The 23,623-nt window shown below is 37.2% G+C and carries 18 protein-coding genes and 5 pseudogenes; 5 read left to right on the forward strand and 18 right to left on the reverse strand.

The genetic code is table 11. From position 1 onward, the window contains the following. Positions 1-18: 18 nt before the first annotated feature. Genes JCM21714_RS18755 through JCM21714_RS14855 form a run of 3 tightly spaced genes read right to left on the reverse strand, consistent with a single transcriptional unit; the run spans position 19 to position 4,710 of the window. Entirely contained in the window at positions 19-2,019 is a 2,001-nt protein-coding gene (locus JCM21714_RS18755) for a TIGR02680 family protein (protein WP_052000776.1), read from the reverse strand. Beyond that, a complete protein-coding gene (locus tag JCM21714_RS14850; RefSeq protein ID WP_035725516.1) occupies positions 2,012-3,178 on the reverse strand; it encodes a TIGR02678 family protein in 1,167 nt (388 codons plus the stop codon). Before JCM21714_RS14850 ends, JCM21714_RS18755 begins: the two co-directional genes overlap by 8 nt. Next, entirely contained in the window at positions 3,178-4,710 is a 1,533-nt protein-coding gene (locus JCM21714_RS14855; RefSeq protein ID WP_439644482.1) for a TIGR02677 family protein, read from the reverse strand. The genes JCM21714_RS14850 and JCM21714_RS14855 overlap by 1 nt, the downstream gene beginning before the upstream one ends. Before the next feature lie 133 nt (positions 4,711-4,843). Between JCM21714_RS14855 and JCM21714_RS14860 the strand changes: the two genes are divergently transcribed. Beyond that, positions 4,844-5,536 (forward strand): LCP family protein, encoded by a 693-nt coding sequence (locus tag JCM21714_RS14860; protein WP_268748365.1) that lies wholly within the window; start codon positions 4,844-4,846, stop codon positions 5,534-5,536. Between the two features lie 475 nt (positions 5,537-6,011). Here JCM21714_RS14860 and JCM21714_RS14865 read toward each other — a convergent pair whose 3' ends face one another. The 8 genes and pseudogenes from JCM21714_RS14865 to JCM21714_RS14895 form a co-directional block, all read right to left on the reverse strand. Then, positions 6,012-6,647 carry a TraR/DksA C4-type zinc finger protein gene (locus JCM21714_RS14865; protein ID WP_052000778.1) on the reverse strand — a complete coding sequence of 212 codons (636 nt, stop codon included), beginning with the start codon at positions 6,645-6,647 and terminating at the stop codon, positions 6,012-6,014. 216 nt (positions 6,648-6,863) lie between these two features. Further along, complete coding sequence (locus tag JCM21714_RS14870; RefSeq protein ID WP_052000780.1) at positions 6,864-7,409, reverse strand: sigma-70 family RNA polymerase sigma factor; 546 nt, start codon at positions 7,407-7,409, stop codon at positions 6,864-6,866. 86 nt (positions 7,410-7,495) lie between these two features. Next, positions 7,496-8,524: a hypothetical protein gene (locus JCM21714_RS14875; protein ID WP_035725517.1), complete on the reverse strand. Its 1,029-nt coding sequence runs from the start codon at positions 8,522-8,524 to the stop codon at positions 7,496-7,498. Between the two features lie 41 nt (positions 8,525-8,565). Continuing rightward, positions 8,566-8,706: a hypothetical protein gene (locus JCM21714_RS20235; protein ID WP_158413535.1), complete on the reverse strand. Its 141-nt coding sequence runs from the start codon at positions 8,704-8,706 to the stop codon at positions 8,566-8,568. A 12-nt stretch (positions 8,707-8,718) separates the two neighbouring features. Further along, entirely contained in the window at positions 8,719-9,552 is an 834-nt protein-coding gene (locus JCM21714_RS14880; RefSeq protein ID WP_035725518.1) for a hypothetical protein, read from the reverse strand. Next, positions 9,549-10,239: pseudogene (locus tag JCM21714_RS14885) on the reverse strand (ATP-binding cassette domain-containing protein). The gene JCM21714_RS14880 and the pseudogene JCM21714_RS14885 overlap by 4 nt, the downstream one beginning before the upstream one ends. A 2-nt stretch (positions 10,240-10,241) precedes the next feature. Next, positions 10,242-10,622 carry a GntR family transcriptional regulator gene (locus tag JCM21714_RS14890; protein WP_035725519.1) on the reverse strand — a complete coding sequence of 127 codons (381 nt, stop codon included), beginning with the start codon at positions 10,620-10,622 and terminating at the stop codon, positions 10,242-10,244. 446 nt (positions 10,623-11,068) lie between these two features. Next, positions 11,069-11,851, reverse strand: a complete 783-nt coding sequence (locus JCM21714_RS14895) for a DUF2935 domain-containing protein (RefSeq protein WP_035725520.1) — start codon at positions 11,849-11,851, stop codon at positions 11,069-11,071. A 637-nt stretch (positions 11,852-12,488) separates the two neighbouring features. Here JCM21714_RS14895 and JCM21714_RS19940 point away from each other — a divergent pair. Continuing rightward, positions 12,489-14,753, forward strand: coding sequence for a bacterial Ig-like domain-containing protein (locus tag JCM21714_RS19940; protein ID WP_148295057.1), 2,265 nt, complete (start codon positions 12,489-12,491; stop codon positions 14,751-14,753). 17 nt (positions 14,754-14,770) lie between these two features. Continuing rightward, the gene (locus JCM21714_RS19945) at positions 14,771-16,669 is read left to right on the forward strand and encodes a right-handed parallel beta-helix repeat-containing protein (RefSeq protein ID WP_148295058.1); all 1,899 of its coding nucleotides are present in this window, start codon (positions 14,771-14,773) and stop codon (positions 16,667-16,669) included. A 495-nt stretch (positions 16,670-17,164) separates the two neighbouring features. Here JCM21714_RS19945 and JCM21714_RS14905 read toward each other — a convergent pair. From JCM21714_RS14905 to JCM21714_RS18760, 3 genes and pseudogenes are all read right to left on the reverse strand, one after another. Further along, a pseudogene (locus tag JCM21714_RS14905) lies at positions 17,165-18,254 on the reverse strand (Gfo/Idh/MocA family protein). Between the two features lie 155 nt (positions 18,255-18,409). Beyond that, complete coding sequence (locus tag JCM21714_RS14910; RefSeq protein ID WP_235182932.1) at positions 18,410-18,664, reverse strand: hypothetical protein; 255 nt, start codon at positions 18,662-18,664, stop codon at positions 18,410-18,412. 485 nt (positions 18,665-19,149) lie between these two features. After that, positions 19,150-19,443 (reverse strand): annotated as a pseudogene (locus JCM21714_RS18760) (DUF2935 domain-containing protein); the annotation flags it as partial. A 332-nt stretch (positions 19,444-19,775) separates the two neighbouring features. On the opposite strand from JCM21714_RS18760, the gene JCM21714_RS24440 reads away from it, so the two are divergent. Next, positions 19,776-19,940 (forward strand): LacI family DNA-binding transcriptional regulator, encoded by a 165-nt coding sequence (locus tag JCM21714_RS24440; protein WP_369403616.1) that lies wholly within the window; start codon positions 19,776-19,778, stop codon positions 19,938-19,940. Between the two features lie 50 nt (positions 19,941-19,990). Then, entirely contained in the window at positions 19,991-20,776 is a 786-nt protein-coding gene (locus JCM21714_RS14925; protein WP_369403617.1) for a substrate-binding domain-containing protein, read from the forward strand. A gap of 43 nt (positions 20,777-20,819) precedes the next feature. Here the strand turns inward: JCM21714_RS14925 and JCM21714_RS19520 are convergent, their stop codons facing one another. From JCM21714_RS19520 to JCM21714_RS22140, 4 genes and pseudogenes are all read right to left on the reverse strand, one after another. Next, complete coding sequence (locus tag JCM21714_RS19520) at positions 20,820-21,368, reverse strand: hypothetical protein (protein ID WP_035725526.1); 549 nt, start codon at positions 21,366-21,368, stop codon at positions 20,820-20,822. 640 nt (positions 21,369-22,008) lie between these two features. Next, the gene (locus JCM21714_RS14935; protein WP_235182933.1) at positions 22,009-22,275 is read right to left on the reverse strand and encodes a hypothetical protein; all 267 of its coding nucleotides are present in this window, start codon (positions 22,273-22,275) and stop codon (positions 22,009-22,011) included. Next, positions 22,272-22,648 (reverse strand): annotated as a pseudogene (locus tag JCM21714_RS24865) (ExeA family protein); the annotation flags it as partial. The gene JCM21714_RS14935 and the pseudogene JCM21714_RS24865, both read right to left, overlap by 4 nt. Continuing rightward, positions 22,639-23,510: pseudogene (locus JCM21714_RS22140) on the reverse strand (DDE-type integrase/transposase/recombinase); the annotation flags it as partial. The pseudogenes JCM21714_RS24865 and JCM21714_RS22140, both read right to left, overlap by 10 nt. Positions 23,511-23,623 lie beyond the last annotated feature (113 nt).

Raw genomic sequence — 23,623 nt, forward strand, 5'->3', positions numbered from 1 at the left:
CTGGTTGTAAATAATCCGCTAGTGTATAGCCATCATATTCGGATTCGGCTTTAAAATTCGATCATGTTTTACTGTTTCACTTCGATCAGTGATTAAGGCATCTAAAACCCCCCCGCTATCAAGCAATGCTGCCTCCAGTCGTTTTCGCACATCGGTTGTTACATGTTCCTGAAATTCAACCGCTGCATAAAATGGAACAAAAGGAATATTTTCCTGTTTTAATTGTTGTCTTGCTTCCTTCGACAAGGACTCAAGTGGTGGTTCGGGATCTTTTTTCTTCTTCCACTCTTCAAGCTCCTGCTCTTTCTCTTTGATTTGCTCTACCAGCTGTTTCTCGTCGATTTTATGTTCAGATAACAACTGCCCTTGTTCCTGCTGGTAACTAAATATCACTTGTCTGATTGGATCAATCACAGCCTGATAGGTATCCGGTTCATAAAGGGAACGGAGTGCTCTCGAAGATTTTTGAACCACATCTTCCTCCACATCTAACCATGCCAGTTGTCCGAGCCATTGATGTATCTCATTTAATTTCTGTTCTTTATCCTCTTCAAATAAGCGCAACCACTCATCTTTCTGATAGGTAACATCATCTAATTGCTGCTGCTCATTCGCCAACTCTTTATCCTTTTCCTGATACCGCTCTTTTAGTGTAGCAAACACATGTAGTTCGTTTGCTACATTCTCTAATTCCTGTAAATGATTACTCGCTTCCTTCATCCACATCGTAAAATCAAAATTATCTTGCTTATATCTGTCATAGTCTTGCTGATTAATTTGATGTGCCTCCGCAAAAGAGACTTCATCTGCATCATTATCCAGGTCGATTAAGCGATCTTCTATTGCCTGCTTTCGCTGCTCGATTTGCTCTTCCAGATTTCTTTGATCATCTAAAATTTTTCTTTCTTTTTTACGTCTATCTTCTAATTGGTGTTCTTTCTTCACAAGCGTTATCTCTACTTGCTTCCATTTCTCCTGTTCCTGCTGTCGTTCTTTCTCCAGATCCCACACCTTATGGGAACGAAGTCTTTCTTCTTTTTTTTCATATGTTTGCAGTTCAATCCATAACTTATCAATTTCTTCTGCTAACTGTTGGATCTCAGCTTCTAATTGCTTTCGTGTTGTCTCAAGCTGCTGATATTCTTTTTCTTCTTTGCGATAGCGTTTATTTGCCTGAAGATATTCATTTGCCTGATCCGTAATGACATATTGATTATAGGTATTATATACCTGATTTAGACTGTTAATAGCAGATACTTCTCGATCCAACTGCTCGATTTGTTGTTTGGTTTGGTCCATTTGTTCAATTGTATCAGACAGATGACGCAAGTCTTCATCTGTTAATGGTGGTAATGCTGCTTCCAAGATTTCATAAATGACGGTAGGTCTAAAATCTTTTGAAAGCTTAGGACTTCTTAATTGAATTAATAATTTGATTAAATCCTCATAACTCTCCAACGTTTCAAAACCAAAGACATACTTATTTACAAGACTCATGTATTCTTTCTGAGTTTGGACAACATGCCCGCCATCAGCGATCACATTTTCCAGTTCCACACGTGACCTCGGGATTTTCTGTTTCTCTCCACCGTGCTGTTCCACTTTATACAAGTCAAAGTCAACACCAATTCTGCGATTATCTGTCACGATGAAACCCCCCCAGAACTTCATTTTTTTATTCCGTTTTGCTTGCAGACCAATGCCAATCGTTATATATTGTTCGATATCCTGACGTTTAAATTCCAGAAATAAGTAACCAGTCCGCTCCTCTCGATCGACAACCTCTTTCTCACCAAGTAAATAGTCTTCCATGCGCCTTGCCTTTGAGCCAAATGGATCCAGTCGATCTGGTGATTTCCTTCCATCTAAAAGGACCGGCAGAAAACTTTGCATGGTTACGGATTTACCTGAACCATTACTTCCTCGAAGTAATAATTTACCGTTTGCGAACGTAAAAATCTCTTCGTCATAGTACCAGAAATTTAATAAGCCTGCTCGATTCATTTTCCATTTAGTCATGTTGATTCACCTCCATCAGATAATCTTTCGGATAATGCCCGGTCATTCTGGCAATTGCTGGTTTTAAAACAAGCATTCCTGTATCATCCTCAACGTCTGCCAGTTCCCACTCCTTATACAATTGCAATAATTCCAAGGCGATTGCTGTATACGTCATCTCGCGATACTTTTTACTCCATCCATGGCCATATTGACTTTTCACAATATCGATTAATTGAGTGAATTCATTATTGGTAATCCTGATTTCACCCATGGCGTTGATTGAATAATGTTCGCGATGTTCCCTTAAATAATCCTGAAAATGAAGCGCAACATTCATTATTGCCTTTTGATCAGGAAACAATGTATAACGCTGTTTTCGTTCTGTCATTGCCAATAGTGCACAATTTTTATAAATTTCCAGTTGGAAAGATGTGTGCTGTTCTAAATCATCACGCAATCGATTTCGATATTTTCTGATATAATCAAAATCCTGATCATTGTCATTTTCCCGATATACGGCTGGGGGGGAAAATAATAATTTGCGATATACTCGTTTACGTCTGGCATCTGCTGTATGTCTCTGCCACTCACTATCTAATATCTCCCGAATCGTCTGATAACGGAACAAATCATCTGGATACGATCGCATAAAATAACGGGCATAAACGGTTACTTCATACAACACTTCTTGCTCCTGATCATTGGCAAACATGTCAATGTCGCCATCGACCGTTTTCATAATCCGTAATTCAACCAACTTCTTCATTGCTCGAACCAATGATTTTCGATGCTGGTAATTCGTCCAATCCAATGGCAAATCACCTGGATACATATCCTGAATATCTTCTGTAAGATCAGACAACAAAAACTGTTCATCTACAGATCGTCGTTCTGTAAAAGCTAATCCACAACAAAAAACCGCATAATCCTGAGGTGTTTGAAAGTCTTGGATGCCCATCCATGCTTTCGGGTCAACTGGAATTTTTTCGAGTTTGATAAAGTGCTGATGAACAATCAAGTCAAAACCGAATTTTTCTGAAAGATATCTTTTTAAGCTTTTTTCTCGTTCACGAACCAGTTGATATGCGGCTGGTTCTTCCGTCCGCAGAATCCAGAACTGTTCAAAAAGAAGACCTAAAGCTTCTTGCAGTTTTTCATCAAATCCTGCTTCCTCCATCAAACATCCACCTCCTCATCAATAAATTGAAAGATTGCTTTTGGCATTTCAAGTTTTCCATCCTCTGCTTCGAGTGTAATCCGCTCATCTGACAAAATTACATGCACACGTTTACCCAGCTCTGTTTTTATGGTGCGATCCTTACGGGCCATTGCTTTTCCAACCCATGATAATAACAGCTTTCTCACATGTGCTTCCACTATAGGTAAATGCTCTACCTTTATCTGATTATTTTTGACATATTGTTCAATAAGTTGCCGTTCTCGTTGTTTCTGCTCCAGATGAGCTCGTTTCATTTCTTCTTTTTTTTGCTGATTACTTATTACTGCGCCAGCTCTGGACTTTTCCCGATAATTTCTTACAATCGGTTTGGTTTCATGTTCCATTGGTTGTTCATCCCATACATCCGTGTAGATATCATCTGTCGAATGATCGTCTATCAAAAAGTGACGGGTATGGAAGACACCAAATGCTACAGATGATAATTGATGGGCAGCTTCTACGTTATCCATTGCACTAAACCAATTAGCGAGATGTAAATAATCTTTCTTTCTGCTGCGAAAATGCTGATGACGTTCACCTAGGCGCTGCACAACTCTTGTAATCCTGCGAATCGACTCATTCGTGCGCTGTAGCAGCATTTCATACTCACTTTCACCATGCTCATTACCAAGAAACCATGCTTTTATGCTCAACCATTTTTGCTGATAGTCTTCATATGGATCCTTCTTGCCATCAATTTCTTCTAAACGGAATACTTGCTGTTTATGCTGGACCACTTGTGAGAAAAAGGTTTGTAGCTTTTCCTTTGTCATTGATTGTAAAAGGTCTTGAATTTGCAATGCTGTTCCTTGCAAACCCACAATAAAATCTCGTAAATAGGTGGTAAATTGATCTTTATATACAAGAAATGCTTCTGTTTGCATTTGTTCTTCTACTTCTTCACTATTAATATAAGCAATATAATCAGATGTATTTTGAGTAATTTGTCGAAAATAGGTAAGAATATCTTCCCAAATTTGTGCAGATTCCTCTCTTTTTTCTGGTGCTTGTGACAAAGTGATATCTGCTATTTTCGACAATGATTGATACAACCGTTCAAATTGGGTTCGTTCCAGTGAGCCGCCAAATGTCTCACCAATCCCTTCTAATTCCAGTAACATTCGCTCAAACTCCACGGTATATGGTGTGCATTGATAGCGAAATCGTTTCTTTTTGAATTCCTCCACTGTTCTTGACTTTCCCAGTTCCTGCCTGGCAATTAAATTGCCCCCCCATCTGACCAATGCATCAAGATCCTGATGCAGACCTTCCTCACTATATTCACTGAATTCGTCATACTGATTAAGATATTCATAGATCTCTTCCGGAAATAAAAACTCTCTCATTCGTTCGTGCTGAATAAAGAAATACCGTAAAATAGCACGATAACTCCATGCTTTTTCTGCCGTCAAATACGTTGCTTCTTTAACTCTTTTGAACATTGGACATTCACCTTTTCCATCTTTCATTCTATTATTTTCGACAATCATTCATGCCTTTATTCTATCGTTTTTAACTATTTTCGTCTATTCTTCAAGAAAATTTTGTTGCGATTTAGCGAGAAATAATGAAGTATGTTGGTATTTCCCGGGAATATTTAGCTTTAGACAGAATTAAGTAGTAATAGTCGCAGAGTTTAATTATACAAATAGTGAAACAAACGGTGGCAACATGCTAACCGTGAAAAAAGTAGAAGAGTTATTAAACATACCGATTGACGAATATGCGATGGTAAACTTTGATGGATTTCGGAAAATTGTAGATGCGCTTGGTGGTGTTACAGTGGATATTAAAGAAGCCTTTTCGGAAAAGAATTTCTACACAAATGACCGAATTGATTTTGAAGAAGGTGTATCAAAATTAGATGGTGAGGAAGCACTGGCATTTGTTCGTATGAGACAAAGAGAAGTAAATGCTATTTATTCTTGCGAAGAAAGGCAGCAACAATTTATTCAAGCAGCGATTGACGAAGCAATTTCTGCTGGGACTCTTTTTAAAGTGGGTGAAATATCTAGTATTCTAGTAGAAAATATCTCTACGAGTCTAAGTCCTAATGAAATCTATCAGTTGCAACGTTCCTATTCATCTATGAACACTTCAGATATAAACAAATATAAAGTAGAGGGATCTGATCAAAGAATTAATGGGACGTATTATTTCATACCAACTGATGAAGGTTTAAGTACCGTTATCGGTCAATTAAAAGAAGAATTGGGAATGGAAACCTTTTCACAACAAATGAATCATAAACATTCTCTGAATAGGTATATCCAACCTACTTCACTGGATATGTGTTGGTGTAGACGGGATAAGTAATTGGCTTCACGGGATATATTGCTCGCTAGACGGGATAAGTAATTATTTCCAGTCAAGCGAGCAATATATCCCGTGAAGCGAGAGAGTTATCCCGTCAAGCGAGGGCCTGATCCAGTGAAGAACCATGATAAAGCTGCCAGACTCTCTACATGGGAATTTGTCCATACAGAATGCCTTGTTTTTTTCACTAACATTCCATTTATATACCTTAATTCCGTTTTTGCTTGATAAAATGAAACATATTTTTCCAGTTAAGTACTTCCCTTATCGGAAGATAATTCATAAGGGTCTTAGCGATACACGAAAATTATAAATTATACACATTATCGAAGTTGTGCTTGTTGTACTAATGGGCAGGCGAATTCAACAAGGGGGTAAATGAGTGAAAAGATTACTTGATATTTTAATAAAATATTTATCACTACTCTTCGTTCCACTTGGAAGGCAGAGGGATAAGTTTCCTGTCCCGTTCCTCCTATTTTCTGTTTGCTTGGCTTTTGCCGTTTATGTCTGTTTCAGCTACTTCTTCGATTGGTTCTGAGCCACCTTCTTGTTCATCAGAGTGCATATACATATCTTCATAATGGTCTTTCTTATTGTAAAAGTCAGAAGGTGTTTCAGATGAACCATATTCTTCGACAGCCTGCCACGAGTCTTTTCCGTTAAATCCAACTGATTCTTTTGCTTCAGCTTCTGCATCTCTTCCAATGATATCGGGATTCATAATATCTTCCTCAACTGGGCGTCCCTCACGTAATTCACTTTCAGCATGCTTGATACATCTGAACGTTGTTGGAACCGCCAATAATCTTTCTTCCTGAATCGCTTTACCACAAACTTCACATTCCCCCCCATATTTGCCATTTTCTATCGCTTGCAATGCTTGATTTATTTCTTCAATTTTTTGTTTGGCATGCTCATTCAATCCGATTCTTTTCTCTTTATCATATAGTTCTGTACCTTGGTCACCTGGATGATTATCGTAATGAGATAAATCTCCTGTTCCTTCTTTAATTGAACCATCTCCATTAACTTCTAAGTGCTCTAGCATTTCTTGCTTTTGTTCTATCATTAACTGCTTTGCTTCATTAATTATTTTATTAGAAACCATACATGGTAGCCTCCTGTTTAAAATCTGTTCTAACTAACTATTTCCTAATTAACCAGATGATAAACGTTGGAAGCATATGGGATAACTGAAATTTTGGCGCGAAAGAAAGTACAACGAGCGAATTTTATTCAGCTTGTTGTGCCTTCTTCTACATTTATGTGATTTCTGACTTGTGAAATTTTAAATTACCCGAGAAGCAGGAAACAAGGGAACGTATTATTCGTACTTGTCCCTCAACATTCTCTTCGCACGAAACAAGCGGGTTTTCACGGTAGATAGTTTTACATTTAATACTTGTTGAATTTCTTTCAGAGATTGATTCTCAAAATAATATAGAAAAAGGACTTGCTTATACTTGAAAGGTAACTGGCCTAATTTATTTCTAAGTTCCTCATTCTCACAAATATGTAACACATCGCACTCAGGCGTAGATACTGCTTCATTATTATACAGCGCTACATTTTCATGTAAAAGGTCTCGTCGAAGATATCCTTTTCGCAAAAAATCCAGACAATGATTAATCGCAACTCGATTCATCCATGCTCGAAAGGAACTCTCGCCACGAAATTTTTCCCGCTTTAAATAGCATTTAACAAGAATCTCGTGCGCAAGGTCTTCCGCTAAATAGTAATCTTTCACATAAGAAAGTGCGAGTCTATACATTTTATCCTTATACTCCACATAATGGGCATTCATTCTCTTTTCACTTGAATATAGATCCACACTCGCTAGAAAAGTGGATCTATTTTCTTTAGTTTGCATCTAATATCTCCCCCCCATTTCTAGTAAGTTGGATTCAAATCAAGCCTATATTCAAGATGGTTCTCCAAGCTTCTATAACAATCGAATTATTTCAAAAATAGTTCATTAATGTATAATTCGAAGTCATCTGGTGCTATGGATGCGTCTTTTACAGCTACTTCCCCCCCTTCATAAATTGTTTTGCCTGTTTCCAAGTCTGCCACGATAACTACAATATTCGAATGGGATTCTCTATCTGTTGTAGATGCAACATAAAGTTTGCCATCTTTAACAGTAGTCAATGTGCCTCCTACCAAATCTGTTTCACTGGATAGCTGAACCCTGGACACCAGACCCATTTGGTCGTCTTCTAAAGAATAAGGGGGGGTTACAATCAGTTCTGTTCCTGCAAATTGTGTGAAATAAATGGTAGAACCATCATAGAAGCTAAGGCCGCTACTATCTAATTGCAAGTCTTGCACATTAATAATTTCTTTCTCTTTCGTTGCCATGTTGTAAGAAATGAACTCTTTGTTTATCACTTCTTCCCTTATAGATTCGCTATCTTCTATCAGTTGTATTTCTTTCTTCATAAGAATAAGATATTCATTTGCGTTTGTTGGGCTCGTTTTAATTAGTTGTACGTCAAAATAGGTATCATTTTGTCCTTTAGGCACCTCAACAATAGCCTCATGATTTGTTATCGTCTGACTAGACAGATCAATCGTATACATATGTTTTTCCCCATTGGAGAAATCGTCGTACCTGTAGTTTTGGGTAACAAGATTTAGTTCATTACCAACAAGTTGTACATCCTCTACATAAATATGTGACAGCTTCTCACTTTCCGGAACCTTCATCGTAAAATTTTCGCTGGTCTCATCCTTTTTATTTAGAACCGAGACAGTAAAGGTAGAAGAACCCCTTTTGTAGTTGACATCTGCATATGCAAGAACCTCTTCGTTTTCAACAAATAGATCGGTCCAGGCACTTTTTCCACGCATAAAAGAACGATATTCTTCCTGTAAGTCTTTAATGAATGTCGGAGGCTGTCCAATAATCTGATCAAGAAAGGAATGTTTATTATAGTTGGAACCGTTCGCTGTGATCTTTAAGTTCGTATTCACATAATTCATAGAAGAAGTATCCGCATAAGAACCATCTAATACTAATGGCTTTACTTCACTTTCATCCCACTTGTTGTTTTTATAACAAACTCGGGGTACTCTGTTGCTGACGTTGCAGAGGTTACAAAAAAAGTTCCTAAGCTGAGCACAATGACAGCGATTATTGCAGTAAATTTCCAATATTTCTTCATATTCACACACTCCTATACCGTGATTTTTTTCTTTAATAGAAATCCACTCATCCAAATAGATGCAGCAAGCAGGATCAATCCGATGACAATCTCAAGTACAAATAACTCGATAGGATAGAAAAATCCATCCACAACAAATTCTTGCAAAAGTAATGGTGCAATAAACAGGACGACTGCAACGGCACCATACGCAACTGCCGCAAAAATTCCTTTCCACTTAAAACTTCTCTCGAATAATATGCCAGTAAAAAGGATACTTACAGCCAATAGACCTGCACCATAATATAAAATGAATTCCAAAAAGCTTCCCGGAATAATAATACTCAATTCCGGCATACTTCCCACAAGCTCTGTTAGACCCATATCATTCCGAAAATCGACTGGTACCATGCCTTTAAAAATCACTATCTCGATTGGTAACAGAATAAGTTGAAAGGCGACGAAACCAAGTGTCATGATCATAATTGTGGTAATTTTCGCAAAGAAAATATTCAGCCTTGATGTTGGCAGCATTAATAACCGATAGACAAAAGTATTTTTCCCGACCCAATCACGGTACCAGATAAGAAAGATGTAGAAAGCTACTCCTGCAACACATAATCCAATAGGTCCAAGAAACCAGATACTTCTTATTACCTGCAAAAAACTCATTTGGCCGAACGTTTCAAGAAACTCTGCTTTTGGCATCATTTCTTCGTAGATTTTTTCATTCGCCATATTCAGGTAATCTCTGGCTTCCACGAATACTCCTGCAATCTGTAAGATTAATGTTATCCCCATTAATACAGCAAATAGTTTCGCAACACGATTAAATTCAAAGTTAACAAGCTTCCCGTAATTTTTCATCTAACATACACCTCTCTCATTACATCAATGACAGACTTTCCTTCGTTCTCACGTGCATCCTCAGCATCAAATTCTTTTGTAACTATTCCGTCATCCAGCAGGACAACCTTATCGATTAAATGTTCGATATCGCCTACTTCATGTGTGGTAATAATCACGCCTCTGTTTTCGATTAAATGACTGGTGAACACATTCGCAATCTCCTCACGACTGAACATATCAATTCCTGAGAATGGTTCATCCATTAATACATAGTCCACATCAAGTGCCAAGCCAAGTAACAGATTAACCTTAGCGGTATTTCCTTTTGATAAGGAAGAAATACGATCCGTCTGATTTAGCCTGAAAAAACCTAATAATTCGGTTGCACGTTCCTGATTCCAAGTGGTGTAAAAATCGTTCATAAACTCCATGGCCTCTGCCACGGTCATTTGTGGAAGCATGGTAATCGCATCGGGAATAAACGTTATTTTTTCAAAGGTTTTTTCCTTCAACGGTTCACCATCTATTAAAATTTGCCCTTTATTGATGGGGGTAAGTGCCATAATGGCATTTAGAATCGTTGTTTTCCCTACTCCATTTATTCCTATCAAACATGTAATTTCACCCTTTTTAGCAGTGAAAGACACCCCCTCTCAATATTTTCTTCCGGCCAAACCTTTTTTCCACGTTTTTAACCTCTATCATTTTTACGCCTCCTTATCCTCATTACCTGTGTACTTCTCTCTCACTAATTCAAGCAGTTCCTCAACTGGTACATTAATAGAACGAACGGATGTCACAAACGTATCAACTGCCTCCAGCAATAGTTCATCTCTCACCCTGCTCAGGATTGCTTGGTCTGTAGTGATTTTACTGGGAAGATTTCTCTCCGTATAAATCAATCCCTGTTCCTCCATTTCCTTGTACGCTCGTTGTGCGGTATTGGGATTTACTTTCATCCTGTTAGCCAACTCCCGTCTTGATGGTATTTCCTCGCCAGGCTCCAATTCACCAATTGCAATCCGTTCCTTAAAATCCCGAACAATTTGCAAGTAAACTGGCTCACGATTATTCAGTTTTATATTCATCGTAACAACTCCTATATGACCTATTAACTAACAACCAAAGTGTGTGTACTAAGTGGTTCATACATATAATGTGTATTATATAGTTAATACACTTCGTTTGTCAATATTTTTTTGGAAATTAATTTTGTACATGAAGGCATCGATTTATATTTTTGGAAGAGCGATTGATCGTATCCAAACCCGTTATTAAAACTTAGCTTAACGGTTGTAATGGAACATGGGGGGGAAGAGCTGATAAGTGAGGTAATTAAAAATTTAATACGTGGCATCACTGTAATGGATAGGCAATGCGGCTATTCAAATTAGCGGAATGTCTCTACTCAATACTTACATAATATTCCAAGTAACCAATTGATTTTTGTGCAAAAAAAGACAACCAATTGAATGATTGTCTGGCTAAATTCTTGTTACTGTTAATTAAAAATTGAATTGGGATTAGTCATCTCTCAATTTCCGGTAACATGCTTGGATTGAACCACTTTCGTTAAGTAATATTGCTCCTCACGAGCCATATGGTCAGCCATGGAGGCGGTAAATGTACTTAATACTTCTGCACTTAACTCCATTTCTTCCAATTCGCGCAAAAATGTTTTAAATAATCCGATTTCTACTTCTACGTTATTATTGAATTTTTTTAATGCCGGGAATGCATTAACATTAGAGCGTAAATAACCAGTCAGTTCAACCGCTTTTATATAGAATTGATTAAAATGCTCCGTAAAAGCATGACTCTTTTCTTTTAGCCTTTGTTCCACTCCATCCATCTCATCATTAATCGCGCCAGCATGACCTGATGCATCCAATAACCAGAGAAGATGATGATGTAATTCGTGAAAGATAGGTGGTTCCTCTCCTTGCTTCAGATAACTTAAAATCAACAAATATTCTTCCAATTCATTGACCATGTGATTAAGAAATGTAGGTGTCAGATGAATACCTATTTGTCCTGTCAAATGTCGTTCGATAATGGAAAGCTTAAACTCTCTGAATTGCTTGGTCAGGTCTTCAACGATAATAGAGAAGGAGATGGCATTGGACGTATCTATGGCCCTTGATTGTGCAAGCAATTGATCATACTGCGAGCGAAACATTTTGGCCTTTTCAATATCATCTATTTCTGATGGATAAAGGGAATCGTTAATAAATCGAGCATGATCTCCGAGCACCTGCAGCCAAAATTGATGTTCAAACACAGTACTTTTCAAATAATTGGATTTCAAATAATACATCCCCCCCTTTTTTATGCATTGTTGGTTTATTCTATTCGGTAAACTGGGGAAATATTAACGCAACCCTTTCTGGTTATTCTATTAAAGGGTATGTTCCTCTCGTCAACCGCTTTTATCTTCTGTATTTATCTGGAACAGTTGAAGTAGCATTTCCACCATACACCATATCCGCCATAGTTGTTTCAATATCTTTCCATCTTTGTTTATACAATGCTACTCATCTGCAGCTCTATGTTTAGCTTCACATTTTTAACTGAAATAGTTTTCAGTTAGTTCTAGCAGGTGTTTGGTTAAAAATATATTGAAGCGCATGCTACTTCATATTAGGATGTATGACAAAAGTCCCTCTCCCTCTTTTGTATCCTTAGTACTATACATGTTTAAAAGTCAGTAAAGTATAATTTAAAATTCAGACTTTATATTGACAACGCTTTCAAAATTGTATTATCTTTTAATTACAACGTTGTTATTTTGAAGTACTTCCTCTTTTAACCACACAAATCAACTTCATGATTCACATCACGAAACAAACTTACCTAGAAAACTAGGTCTAGTAATCTTTTCATGCAGGAGGTGGTAGATAAAAGTTTATCTTTTCACAAGCTTAAATAAAAATTAGAAAAGGAGAGATAACTAAATGAAGCGACGATGGAGCAGGAATATAGCAATCTTTGCTATCTTTTTGATGTTTTTTTCTAACATGAACTTGATGGTGTTTGCAGAGACGTTTGAAAATCCACTTGGAAATGATTGGAGTTTTGCTGGATTTGGTTCTAATACAAGTGACAGCAAAAATGAACCACCGACAGACAATGGTGATGGTTCTCTTACCTTACTTGTTGGGGGGGGTGGTAAAATCGCAGGTAGTGAAATTGGTGTATCCCTTCAATCATTAGAACTTGATGCTGCTGACAATTTTGAAATTACTACGACAGCATCTGCTGATTCTTATAGTCCAGACAGCCAGCGCGCTTTTGGTCTAATGGTGCTTGATGAAACCGGTGAGGACAGTGATGGCAAGAATTCTCACAATTACGTTGCAGTCGGTGCACTCGATGAAGACATGCGCGGTTTTTATAGTAAAGACGGTTATGACGGAGGTGGTCTGACTAAATTAGATATTTTCTCAGACAATGTCCCACCCGCAACTGGAGAGTCATACGACTTATCTATTAAAAAATCTGGGGATACATTCGTTGTAACTTCGAATGGGCAAAGGGAAACATTCAAATTAGAGAATGCTTTTTCAGGCAACATTCATGTCGGCTTGTTTGTTGCTCGAAATGGAGAAATTACATTCTCTAACACGAAGGTAAATGTTTCCGATCTAGCAACTTCATCACTGGAAGTTGATATATCTGGCATGAAAACAGAGTATCTTGTTGGTGAAGAGCTTGATTTAAGTGGATTAAAAGTAACAGCAGTAAATGAGGATAATACAGAAACTGTTGTCCCAGTTGAGGACTTAATTATCACTGGATTTGACAGTAGTTCTGCTGGTACAAATACTATTACTATTAATTATAACGGTGCAGAAACTACGATAGATTTAAATATTATTGAACTAGCTTTAACAAGCATGGAAGTGAAATATTATCCGGCTAAAACAGATTATTATTTACAAGATAGTTTTAATCCAGATGGTCTGGTCGTAACAGGATCTTATAATAACGGTTATAATGTAGAAGATTTAACGAGTGAGGATTATATTTTTCAAATCGACGGAGAAGAAATCGATTCTGACTACACTTTTGAGAGTTCCGGAGAAAAAACGGTAACGGTTAAATCTTTAGAAGCTTCAAGTGTTACCACATCATTTACTGTTCATGTTAGTGATGCGGAATTAGATGCAGTTGATGTTGCTCAACTTCCTGAAAAAACACAATACTACCTTAATGAGGAATTAGACTTAGACGGAATTGTTGTTGTTGCAGAATATAGTGATGGAAGTTCTGTTCGATTAACACGAGGTGAGTTTGACGTTTCCGAATTAGATACATCAACAGAAGGGGGGGACAAAGAAGTAACAGTGACTCACAGAGGCGTAGAGGCGACGTTCCCTGTTAACGTAAAGGAAAAGGAACTGGATGAGATACGTGTTACAGAATATCCTCAAACAACTTTCACTGTTGGAGATGCGTTTAATTCTGACGGTCTAGAAGTATCCAAGATTTTCGACAACGGGGGGGATCAAGAAGTTTTGGATTCAACAAATTATGATCTAGACACTTCAGCATTTGATCATTCAACCGCAGGGCAATACACCATCGTGATTAACCCAACAGATGATTCCATTGAGTCAACATCATTTGACGTAACAGTTCGTGAAGAAACAACCGTAGAATGGAATAAAATTCAGTTTGGTCAATCAACTGGTGCGGACACAAATTATATTCAAACGCTGGACAATGGCGGAATTCGAATCGTAGCAGAAGGTACAAGCTCTGGTAAAATTACCGGTGACCATGACGGGATCACATTCTATTACACAGTCATTGATGCGGTAGAAGATAACTTCACTCTGTCCGCCGACATCAAAGTAAATGAATATGCCAAAGACCCACACGATGGTCAAGAATCTTTTGGTATTATGACTCGTGATGCGATTGGTGAAAACAACAACGATGGTGTTTTTGCTTCCAACATTGCTACAGTCGGTGGATATAGTGGTGGTACGAAAGAAACAAATGGTACGCAATTGTTTATCCGTACTGGAGTAGAATCTTCAGATGGTGTTGGTAGTCAAGGTGTACAAAAGCAAATGTTATTAGCTGAAAAACCTACAACTGATAACACTTATCCAGCAGAGGATTACCGATTGACTTTAGCAAAAACAAACAGCGGATTTACTGGCCAATTAAATGATGGCGAAGAAGCACTTTTCTTTGAGCTGAAATTTTAAACGTTCAAGACGGCAAGATGTATGTTGGTTTCTATACAGCTCGTTTAGCTGACATCGAAGTGTACAACATTGACTTTAATGTAACTGCAGCTTCAACTGATGCACCAAGAGTATTCCCACCTGCTGAACCGGTTACGCCTATATTAGATATCGTGTCCCGTGACAAAGCTTCGGAAGTAGACTATGATTTACTGTTAAAGTCTAACGTAGACGGCACAGTAACAGTAAAAGCTGGCCAACAAGTTATTATCAGTAATAAAGAAGTTACTCACGACGAACTAGTTGGAGTTCCTACTAAACTTATAGAAAACCAAGACACTAACTTTAGTATTTCATTCTTACCAAGCGACACACAATTACTTACTTCTTACGACAAAATCGTCAAGAACTTCAACGTTTCAATGAAAACATTCCGAGACGGATCTGATATCCATGTTGCTCCAGATGGTTCCAGTAATGGAGACGGAACGGAGTTAAATCCGTTAGATTTAGACACGGCTATCGAGTATGTACAACCAGGTCAACGAATTGTACTTGCTGATGGTAACTTTGTAAGAGATTCTAAATTAGAAATTTCTAAATATAACGACGGTACTGCAGATGCAAGAAAATATCTCGTTGCTGCCGAGGGTGTACAACCGGTTATCGACTTCGATAAACGCTCAGAAGGTGTCGTATTAAATGGTAATTACTGGCACGTATCTGGAATCGACTTTGCTCGTTCGGCTGCCAATACAAAAGGCTTTGTTGTTGGTGGTAACCACAACATTGTGGAAGACAGCAGATTCTATGAAAATGGTGACACCGGTTTACAAATCAGTCGCACCGACGATAGCCCAAATCTTAAGGATTGGCCATCACACAACCTGATTTTAAATAGTGAGTCATTTGATAATGCCGATCCTTCCAACAACAATGCCGATGGATTTGCTGCGAAATTAACTTCAGGAGAAGGCAACATTTTCCGTGGCTGTATTGCCCACCACAACATTGATGACGGTTGGGATCTTTATACAAAGGTTGGTACCGGTGCAATTGGTGCTGTAGTAATCGAGGATAGTATTGCCTACGAGAATGGTACGCTGACTGATGGTACAGTTGGAGACGGTGACAAGAACGGCTTTAAGCTTGGTGGTGAAGGTGTCCACGTCCCACATGTCATTCGCAACAGTATTGCATTTAATAATGGAGCAGCTGGTTTCACTAGTAACAGTAATCCAGGGGGGGTCATTGCAGAAAATATTATTGCATTTAACAATGCTAGAAACTTAGATTTCTCTACCTATGATGGCATTGAAGAAGACTTCCAGTTAGGTGGCGTTGTCTCTTATCAGAATGCCATAACGACAGAAGACACTTATCCGGATCATGAGGTGTCTGATGACAACTATTTCTTTAATGGAGAAGTGTCGATTAACGCTTCAGGAGATATATTAACTGATGAAAACTTTGTAAGTCTTGATCCAGAATTACCGTATGACCGTGATGAAGATGTTGATGGTTTAAATTCAACGATCATTTGGGGAGATTTCTTATCTTATCTACCAACTGTGATGGCTGAAGTTGAATTCCGCCCATCCGTATTAAACAAAAATGAAAAGAAAAGCAAGAAAGCAAAGAAAAATACCAATGCTGTTTTAACTGCATATCTTGAATTTGTTGACGAAAGCCTATTAGAAGATATTGACTTAGAAAGTCTTTTACTCAATGGAGAAATGGCTCCAACTGATAGGAAAATGCAAAAGAAAAATCCTGTAGTTGATTTTGATGATGATGGTGTGAATGAATACAAAGTTATATTCCCACGTCAACAACTACTAAATACCCTTACAGAAGGAGAACAAGAGTTAGTAGTTACTGGTAAACTAACAACTGGTCAAAAGTTTAAAGCTACTACTTCTATAACAGTAAAATAAGAAAAGAAACTGTCCCATATGAGGTCTGTGACCCCTTATGGGACAGTTATTCATGTATGAAGGGCGATTTGTATTTATTGCAGAGAAAGACAGCCATTATGTACCACATTGCCATTTTATTCATCACATACTTACATTTGACTTTCTATCTCGATAAACGTCAATGTACATCTTCTGTAATTTCACCGCGTAAATATTTTATATACAATGACTTTATCATACAAAAGAATAGAATGAGAAGTGAGAGATGGGCTTGGTTGTATTTTCACCTTTTGCTACATTCTCGCTCACTCCTCAGGATTATGGGAATCCCACGTGCCAGTTGCGAGTGACAAAGTCAGTGAAAATAATTCAGATAGAGGTCGACACACCATATATAGATAGATTAAATCACTCAATACCTATTCTTCATGTAAAGAGATTACTGTACACTCAAGAAGAATTATCTTTAGTCATAATACCATTCTCTGTCAAGCTAACCTCAAACTCTACTAATTATCTAAATAAGTATTCATCTACTTTCTTTGCGTTGTTTTGTGCTATTAAACAAAGTTCAGCGGCTTTTAAGGCATGTTCCTGTGTCATCGCTATTTCTGTTCGTTCTAGACAATCTCGAATCAGTTCACCATAATACGGTGTCCCAACCTTCCCTTTTACATTTATATATCGCTCCTCGTCATCGTTAACAAGAAATATATGCCCTCCACCAGTTTCCCTGGTAATATCCATATTTTTTCTTAGCTCTATATATCCCTTTGTCCCTAAAATTATTGTCCTGCCATCTCGTCCATTTCCAAGACCATTGGGCGATAGCCAGTCCACACGAAAATAATTCGTCGCACCATTATTTGCAGTTAATGTAGCATCGCCAAAGTCTTCAAATTCAGGGTAGTATTTAGAACAATAATTAGCTACTTTACTTTGGTCTACGCTGGAATCCTTGGCCCCCCCTGTATAAAATAGAAAATGTTCAATTTGGTGACTACCAATATCACATAAAATACCACCATAATACTTTTTAATAAAAAAACCAGTCAGGTCTTGACGGTAAATTTAAACGATGTGGTCCCATTCCCAAAACTTGTACTACTCGGCCAATTGCACCACATTCTAGCAGTCTGCCAGCAAAAATAGCACTCTCATCTGATACTCGCTCACTATAATTAACTGCATACTTACGCTTTGTTTGTTTTATTACCTGGTTAACTTGTTCCAATTGACTTAATTGGGTGAAGGGTGTTTCAGCTGTAAAAAAATCTTTTTCGTGTTCCATTGTTTTAATGCCAATCTTGTATCGTTCTGATGGTACAGCTGCAGATACAACCATATGTACCTCGGAATCCTGCATAATTTCCTGTTGCGATTTAGCAATTGAACAAGTTGGAAATTTTTTTATAAAAGCATCTAATTTCTTTAGGTCGTTATCATATACCCATTTTAGTACTCCTCCTGCCTCGATCAACTTACTACACATATTATTAATGTGTCCATGTTCTAAACCGATAGCTGCAAAAATAAAATCACCTTTATCACAAACAGGCTTGGGTTTTTCTTGTACTAGATTGCTAAACCAATCCATTGTCATCCTCCATTCATTTTGATTCCTAAACTAATATCAGTGCCGTGCTTTCATAATAGGAGTATAAACTTTGCATTGGTGTTTAGCTCCGAGCGCCCAAAAACTAGGCGACTTCACGAATCGCCCTACGATTCTATGCGGGCGCTTGGGCTTTTCTTAATTTAACTTGGAATAAAACAGCCATCTGGGCCACAAACCAAACCTTGGTTTCGTCGTTGTTCTTCTTCCTCTTTTTCTTTCTTCAATTGCTCCTTTTGCCAGTCAAAATCTATTTCAGAGCCGAATTTTTCTGGATAACGAATGTACCTTGGAAAGGTGGTGCCTTCCACATAAGGCTTCACTACTTCAGGCCCTTGGCCATCAACAGCAACGGAAAGAATTTCAAAATTTTTATCCTTGTTTTGTTCGTATACCATTTGCCAGCCTGGCAGTTGTTCCCGGCAACGTCACCAAGAAGCCACATAAAAATAAGTGTGTTTTTTCCAAGATAATCGCTAAGGGAAACATCATTTCCGTTTAAGTCCTTTAGCTTAACAACTACCATTTTTTCTAATAGCATTCCTATACCTCCTTTGGTTCTAATACCCATATTTATTCGCCATTTCTACTATACATACTCTTTAAAACTTCTCTATAAACTACCTTCTATATCGATGAAACTATTCAACAATTCCGGAAATTCATCCATTGTTATGGTTCGAAAATCAATACACACCCGTTCCTCCTGTATACGGGGGGTATAACAGGCGGGGGGGTACATCCCCTAAGTTTTGAAGAAAGCTCATGCGAAGACATTTGGTTATGCACGATAGCTGCTATATAGCTAGGAAGCTCGAATGAAGGTGCCAGACCCCCCCCTTCGTGGACGATTGTCCATATCGCGTGCCTGGCCCCATAGTCCCTCAATGGTATTATTGAACCTTTTTAATACTGGGAATCCATTAACATAAGAACGTAAATACCCAGTCAGTTCAACCGTTTTTATATAGAATTGACTAAAATGCTTCGCAAAAGCATGACTCTTTTCTTTAAGCCTTTGTTCTACACCATCCATTTCTTCATTAATCGCCCCAGCATGACCTGATGCATCCAATAATCAGAGAAGATGGTGATATAATTCGTGAAAGATAGGCAATACCTCTCCGTGTTTCAGATAACTAAAAGTCAACAAATATTTCTCCAATTCATAGACCATTTACCCAGATTATTCTTTTCGATTTAGTGATCATTGTTCCCCCCCTTTACAATTGGAGTAAAGCTTATATCTATTCTAGTTTTTCTCTTAAAACATTCAGATATACAGTCCATTATATTTGAAAAAATTCAACATTTTTAGCCTTATGTAAACAAGTTTCAATTCATTTGATGGAGAAATCATATATATTGTTAATTTTCTGCAATATTAACTAAGAACCTATGCAACTAATCAAATATTGAAGCAGTATATGGTATAATATATCTATAAATTTCAGTCGTGTTTATATTGAGGATCTGCTAGTGAGATACCAGATAAAGAAGAAAAGTAGTATGAATCTTACAATTCAAGATGTTGCAGACATGGCAGGTGTTTCACGGGCCACAGTCTCAAAAATTAAAAACAATTACAGCGGTGTAAATGAGAAAACAAAGAAAAGAGTAATGGAAATCATTAATGAGCCTGGCTACCAGCTACCTTCTCAGCAAAATCACTAGCAACAAAGAAATCAAACTTAATTGGAGTCATTTACGCTGGAAAAATTAACGTGGATTTTACCCATCTATTTTTCAACAAAGTAATCACCTCATTTAAGAAAGCTATAGGTTTGTCAGGCTATGATATTTTATTGTTTTCTAATGAGCAATTTAAACAAGATGATGGTAGCTATCTAGCTAGATGTAAGCATTTTGGTGTGGATGGTTGTCTTATTATTTCTAGTGATGATATCGAGGCTATAATCGAAGAATTAATAAAAAGTGAGATACCTTGTATAGGTATTGATATAAAAATTAGTGGACCTAATACTAGTTACGTTACGACAGATAACAAGATGCTGTCTGTATATGTCGTACAATATTTATATAATAATTCTATAAAAGATATTGCCTATATCGGCGGTGAACAAGAATCTTATGTTGCCAAAAATCGAAAAAAAAGATTTATTAACATAATGGAGTGTTTATCTTTACCTATAGTTAATGACTGGATTGAGACTGGTGACTTTTTTGCAGAAAGTGGCTACCTTGCTATGAAGCGAATATTAATAAAGAAATCCTATCCAAAGGCAGTCTACGCAATATCTGATTTAATGGCATTAGGTGCAATAGAGGCAATTCAAGAACACGGATTAAGAGTACCTGAAGATATTGGCGTGATCGGATGTGATGATATCGAAGCATGCCAATTTAGCAAGCCTAAATTAACTACAATCAAGCAGGATAAAGAAACTATTGGGAAATTATCAGCACAAATGTTACAGTATTTAATTCAACATAAACAAGATATTGAACCTAAACTTGTTGAACGTCAGCTGGTTATTTGTGATTCATAATGAAATTCGACAGGTGCCATAAGTCACCTGTCGATGAATAAAGTTAGTAATCCTGACTTTCATTTACAATTTGGTATTGAGATTTGATTTTGTAAATTTCTTCATCATGCTTAAATACCATTTCTTTGAGATAATTAAAATCATCTTTCGTTGCCTTATTGTTTAATTTTTCGATAGTTTGTGCGTGAAATTCGCTTATTTTAGCTGTTTGCTCTTGAATCGCATCTGTTTTTTGTTCTAAACGATCAAAACGATCAATGAATGTATTATTTTGCTGCTCAAATCGCATATCCATTGAACCTACACGTTGATCCACAGCATCTAGACGTTGGTTTGTTTTTGTCTGTTCAGCTTTGATCCCACTGATATCAGCATTGATTCCTGTGATATTACCTCTTATCTCTGTGATATCACCATTCATTCCTGTGATATTACCTCTTATCTCTGTGATATCACCATTCATTCCTGTGATATTACCTCTTATCTCCGTGATATCACCATTCATTCCTGTAATATTACCTCTTATCTCCGTGATATCACTTCTCATCACTTTGATCTCATCTAAAATCTGTAATAAAAGTTCATCCGTCATATTACAGCATCTCCTTCAAATGATATTTTTAATTATAGCATACTTGATTGATGTTTTGATACATAATTGGAAAGTGAATACATATTAGACATTATGTTAGTAGGAACCTAAGGAGTCTTTCAGAAGTTAATGAAGGTAATATATTTATAATTTGTATTTATTTGTTTCACCTCCTTTTTAGGACGGTGTTATTTTTTATATAGAATGTATGTTCTCATTTAAAGATAATATAATTTATAAATAAAAACAAGAGTTTTGTTAGCATAAACTAGCCCATAAAATAATGGAAGGATAATTAAGAACATGATTTAAAAATTGAAGTTGAAATAATCCAAACAGGGTATCCCTTATCAGAACGTTTAATTCGTGATATGCATTCGGAATTAATGAAAGATGCTCGTGGTTCTACAAATATAGTGGGAGAATATGGACACATCCAAAACTTTATTGAGCCTACAAAGCAATTAAAAGATCCATGCTCCCTTCGAATCGTGTAAATCATCACTTTATTACAGATAGTCATTTTCATTATAAATCAGGACTAAATCTGAAATAAATTGCTTTATTTGTCACTTTATTTCCGTGTTGAAAATAATTATGCAAAATGTTTCAGTTGAATTTCTAGTAAAAATGCCCCCCCTTAGAAAGGGGCATCATCAAATAATGTGAGTAATTCTGTCGATATAATCCGTATCTTATATACTTCAAAAATACGAAGATCAAAGGATACGTCTTTCTCCATCGTCACAAACCATCCTTCCTCTTTTCCTAAACTCGTACGATGATAGTGATTAAGGATGCGTATTCCAAAATACATCCCTTCAAATGTGTCATAGGACTGTTGCCCAAACCATAATTTCCACTTTTGGTCCTTTACATCGAATATCATAATCCCTCGTCGCATCACCAACTATTTTCCTCAGCTGCCATTTGGACAATATCTTCATCAATTTGTTGCTTATTTAATTGTGCTCCGTACAATAAGCAATGCGTTGCTAAGGTATTGATGACACGTGGCCATCCTTGTGAACGTAAAGCGATAGCTTCCAAGCGGTCTCTGTGAAAATAGGCATCTTAGCTCCCGCCAACTTTAATTGGTAATCGATATAGTCAGAAACATCTTCTTTATTTAGTGCTTGTAATTGATACCTCATGATCACTCGCTGAGCCAATGGGCGATGGTGATTCAAATTTAGTCGTGTTTTTAAATGAGGTAGACCAGCTAAGACCAAAATAAAAGGATTCGATGAATCCATTTGAAAATTGAATACGATCGAAACACTTCATGAGGTGTTTTGCCATCAAGCGATGCATGTTGTCTGCGATGATAATCTTCCTCGAGTCACCGCCAAAAGCGTTCATTTAATTCTTCTAGTGAGTGAACTGGATCACTTTGAAGTAACGGGTAAAAGCGCGTTTGTATAGTTTTGAAGATCCTTTCAATTTCCCCCCCTTTGCTTTTAGGGTCATATGGCTGTGTATGAGCTAATGTAATCCCTAATTGAGCACATGCATATTGTAACGTTTCTGAACGATAAATTTTGCGTTATCTGTATAAATGATGGTTGGCTTTCCTCTACGTATCAATGCTTCTTTGGTTAATTCTCGTAATCCATCAAATTTCTCAGAAGAGAAAAATTGCGCAAATGGTATAAGTCTGGAACAGTCATCTATGAATGCGATAAGGAATGTCTTTTATTAATAGGGATAAATGGGCCATGCGACAAATCTGCCTGCCAACTTGTGTTTTTTTAGTAAACGGTTTATAGTGGCATAAGAGACTTGTTTTTTTTGTATCTCTCCACGTTTGATCAGTTGTTCATAGAATACGCTGACAAGCATGTGGAGAGATTCTTTTCTTATTTCTAGGATGTGATCCTTATCATCTGGTGATAGCCTTCTGGCATCTCCTCTATCCGATCTTCTTTTTGGTTTTAATGTATCGAATCCATTTCTTCGGTAATGCAAATGCCATTCTTGCATGGTCTTAGCTGCAACTTTTCGTTCTCCGTAATAAGGAACGTTGTGAATTTTCCCTTCCATTTCTTCCAAATAGTCCTTTGGATTTACTTGCCCATTTAATAAAGACGCAATCATTCCATAGCGAAATAAAGCAATTTCTTCCCGTGTTTTTTCATTCATGAACTTTTCCTCCTTATGATAGAAGGACAACCGGTTATCCCTTGCTTTTATTCTACTTTTTTCGTTAATAGATTATAGGCAACATTTATGTGGGATGACTATTATTTTTTTTG

The sequence above is a fragment of the Gracilibacillus boraciitolerans JCM 21714 genome (assembly GCF_000521485.1).
In the GTDB taxonomy this organism is placed as follows: domain Bacteria; phylum Bacillota; class Bacilli; order Bacillales; family Amphibacillaceae; genus Gracilibacillus; species Gracilibacillus boraciitolerans.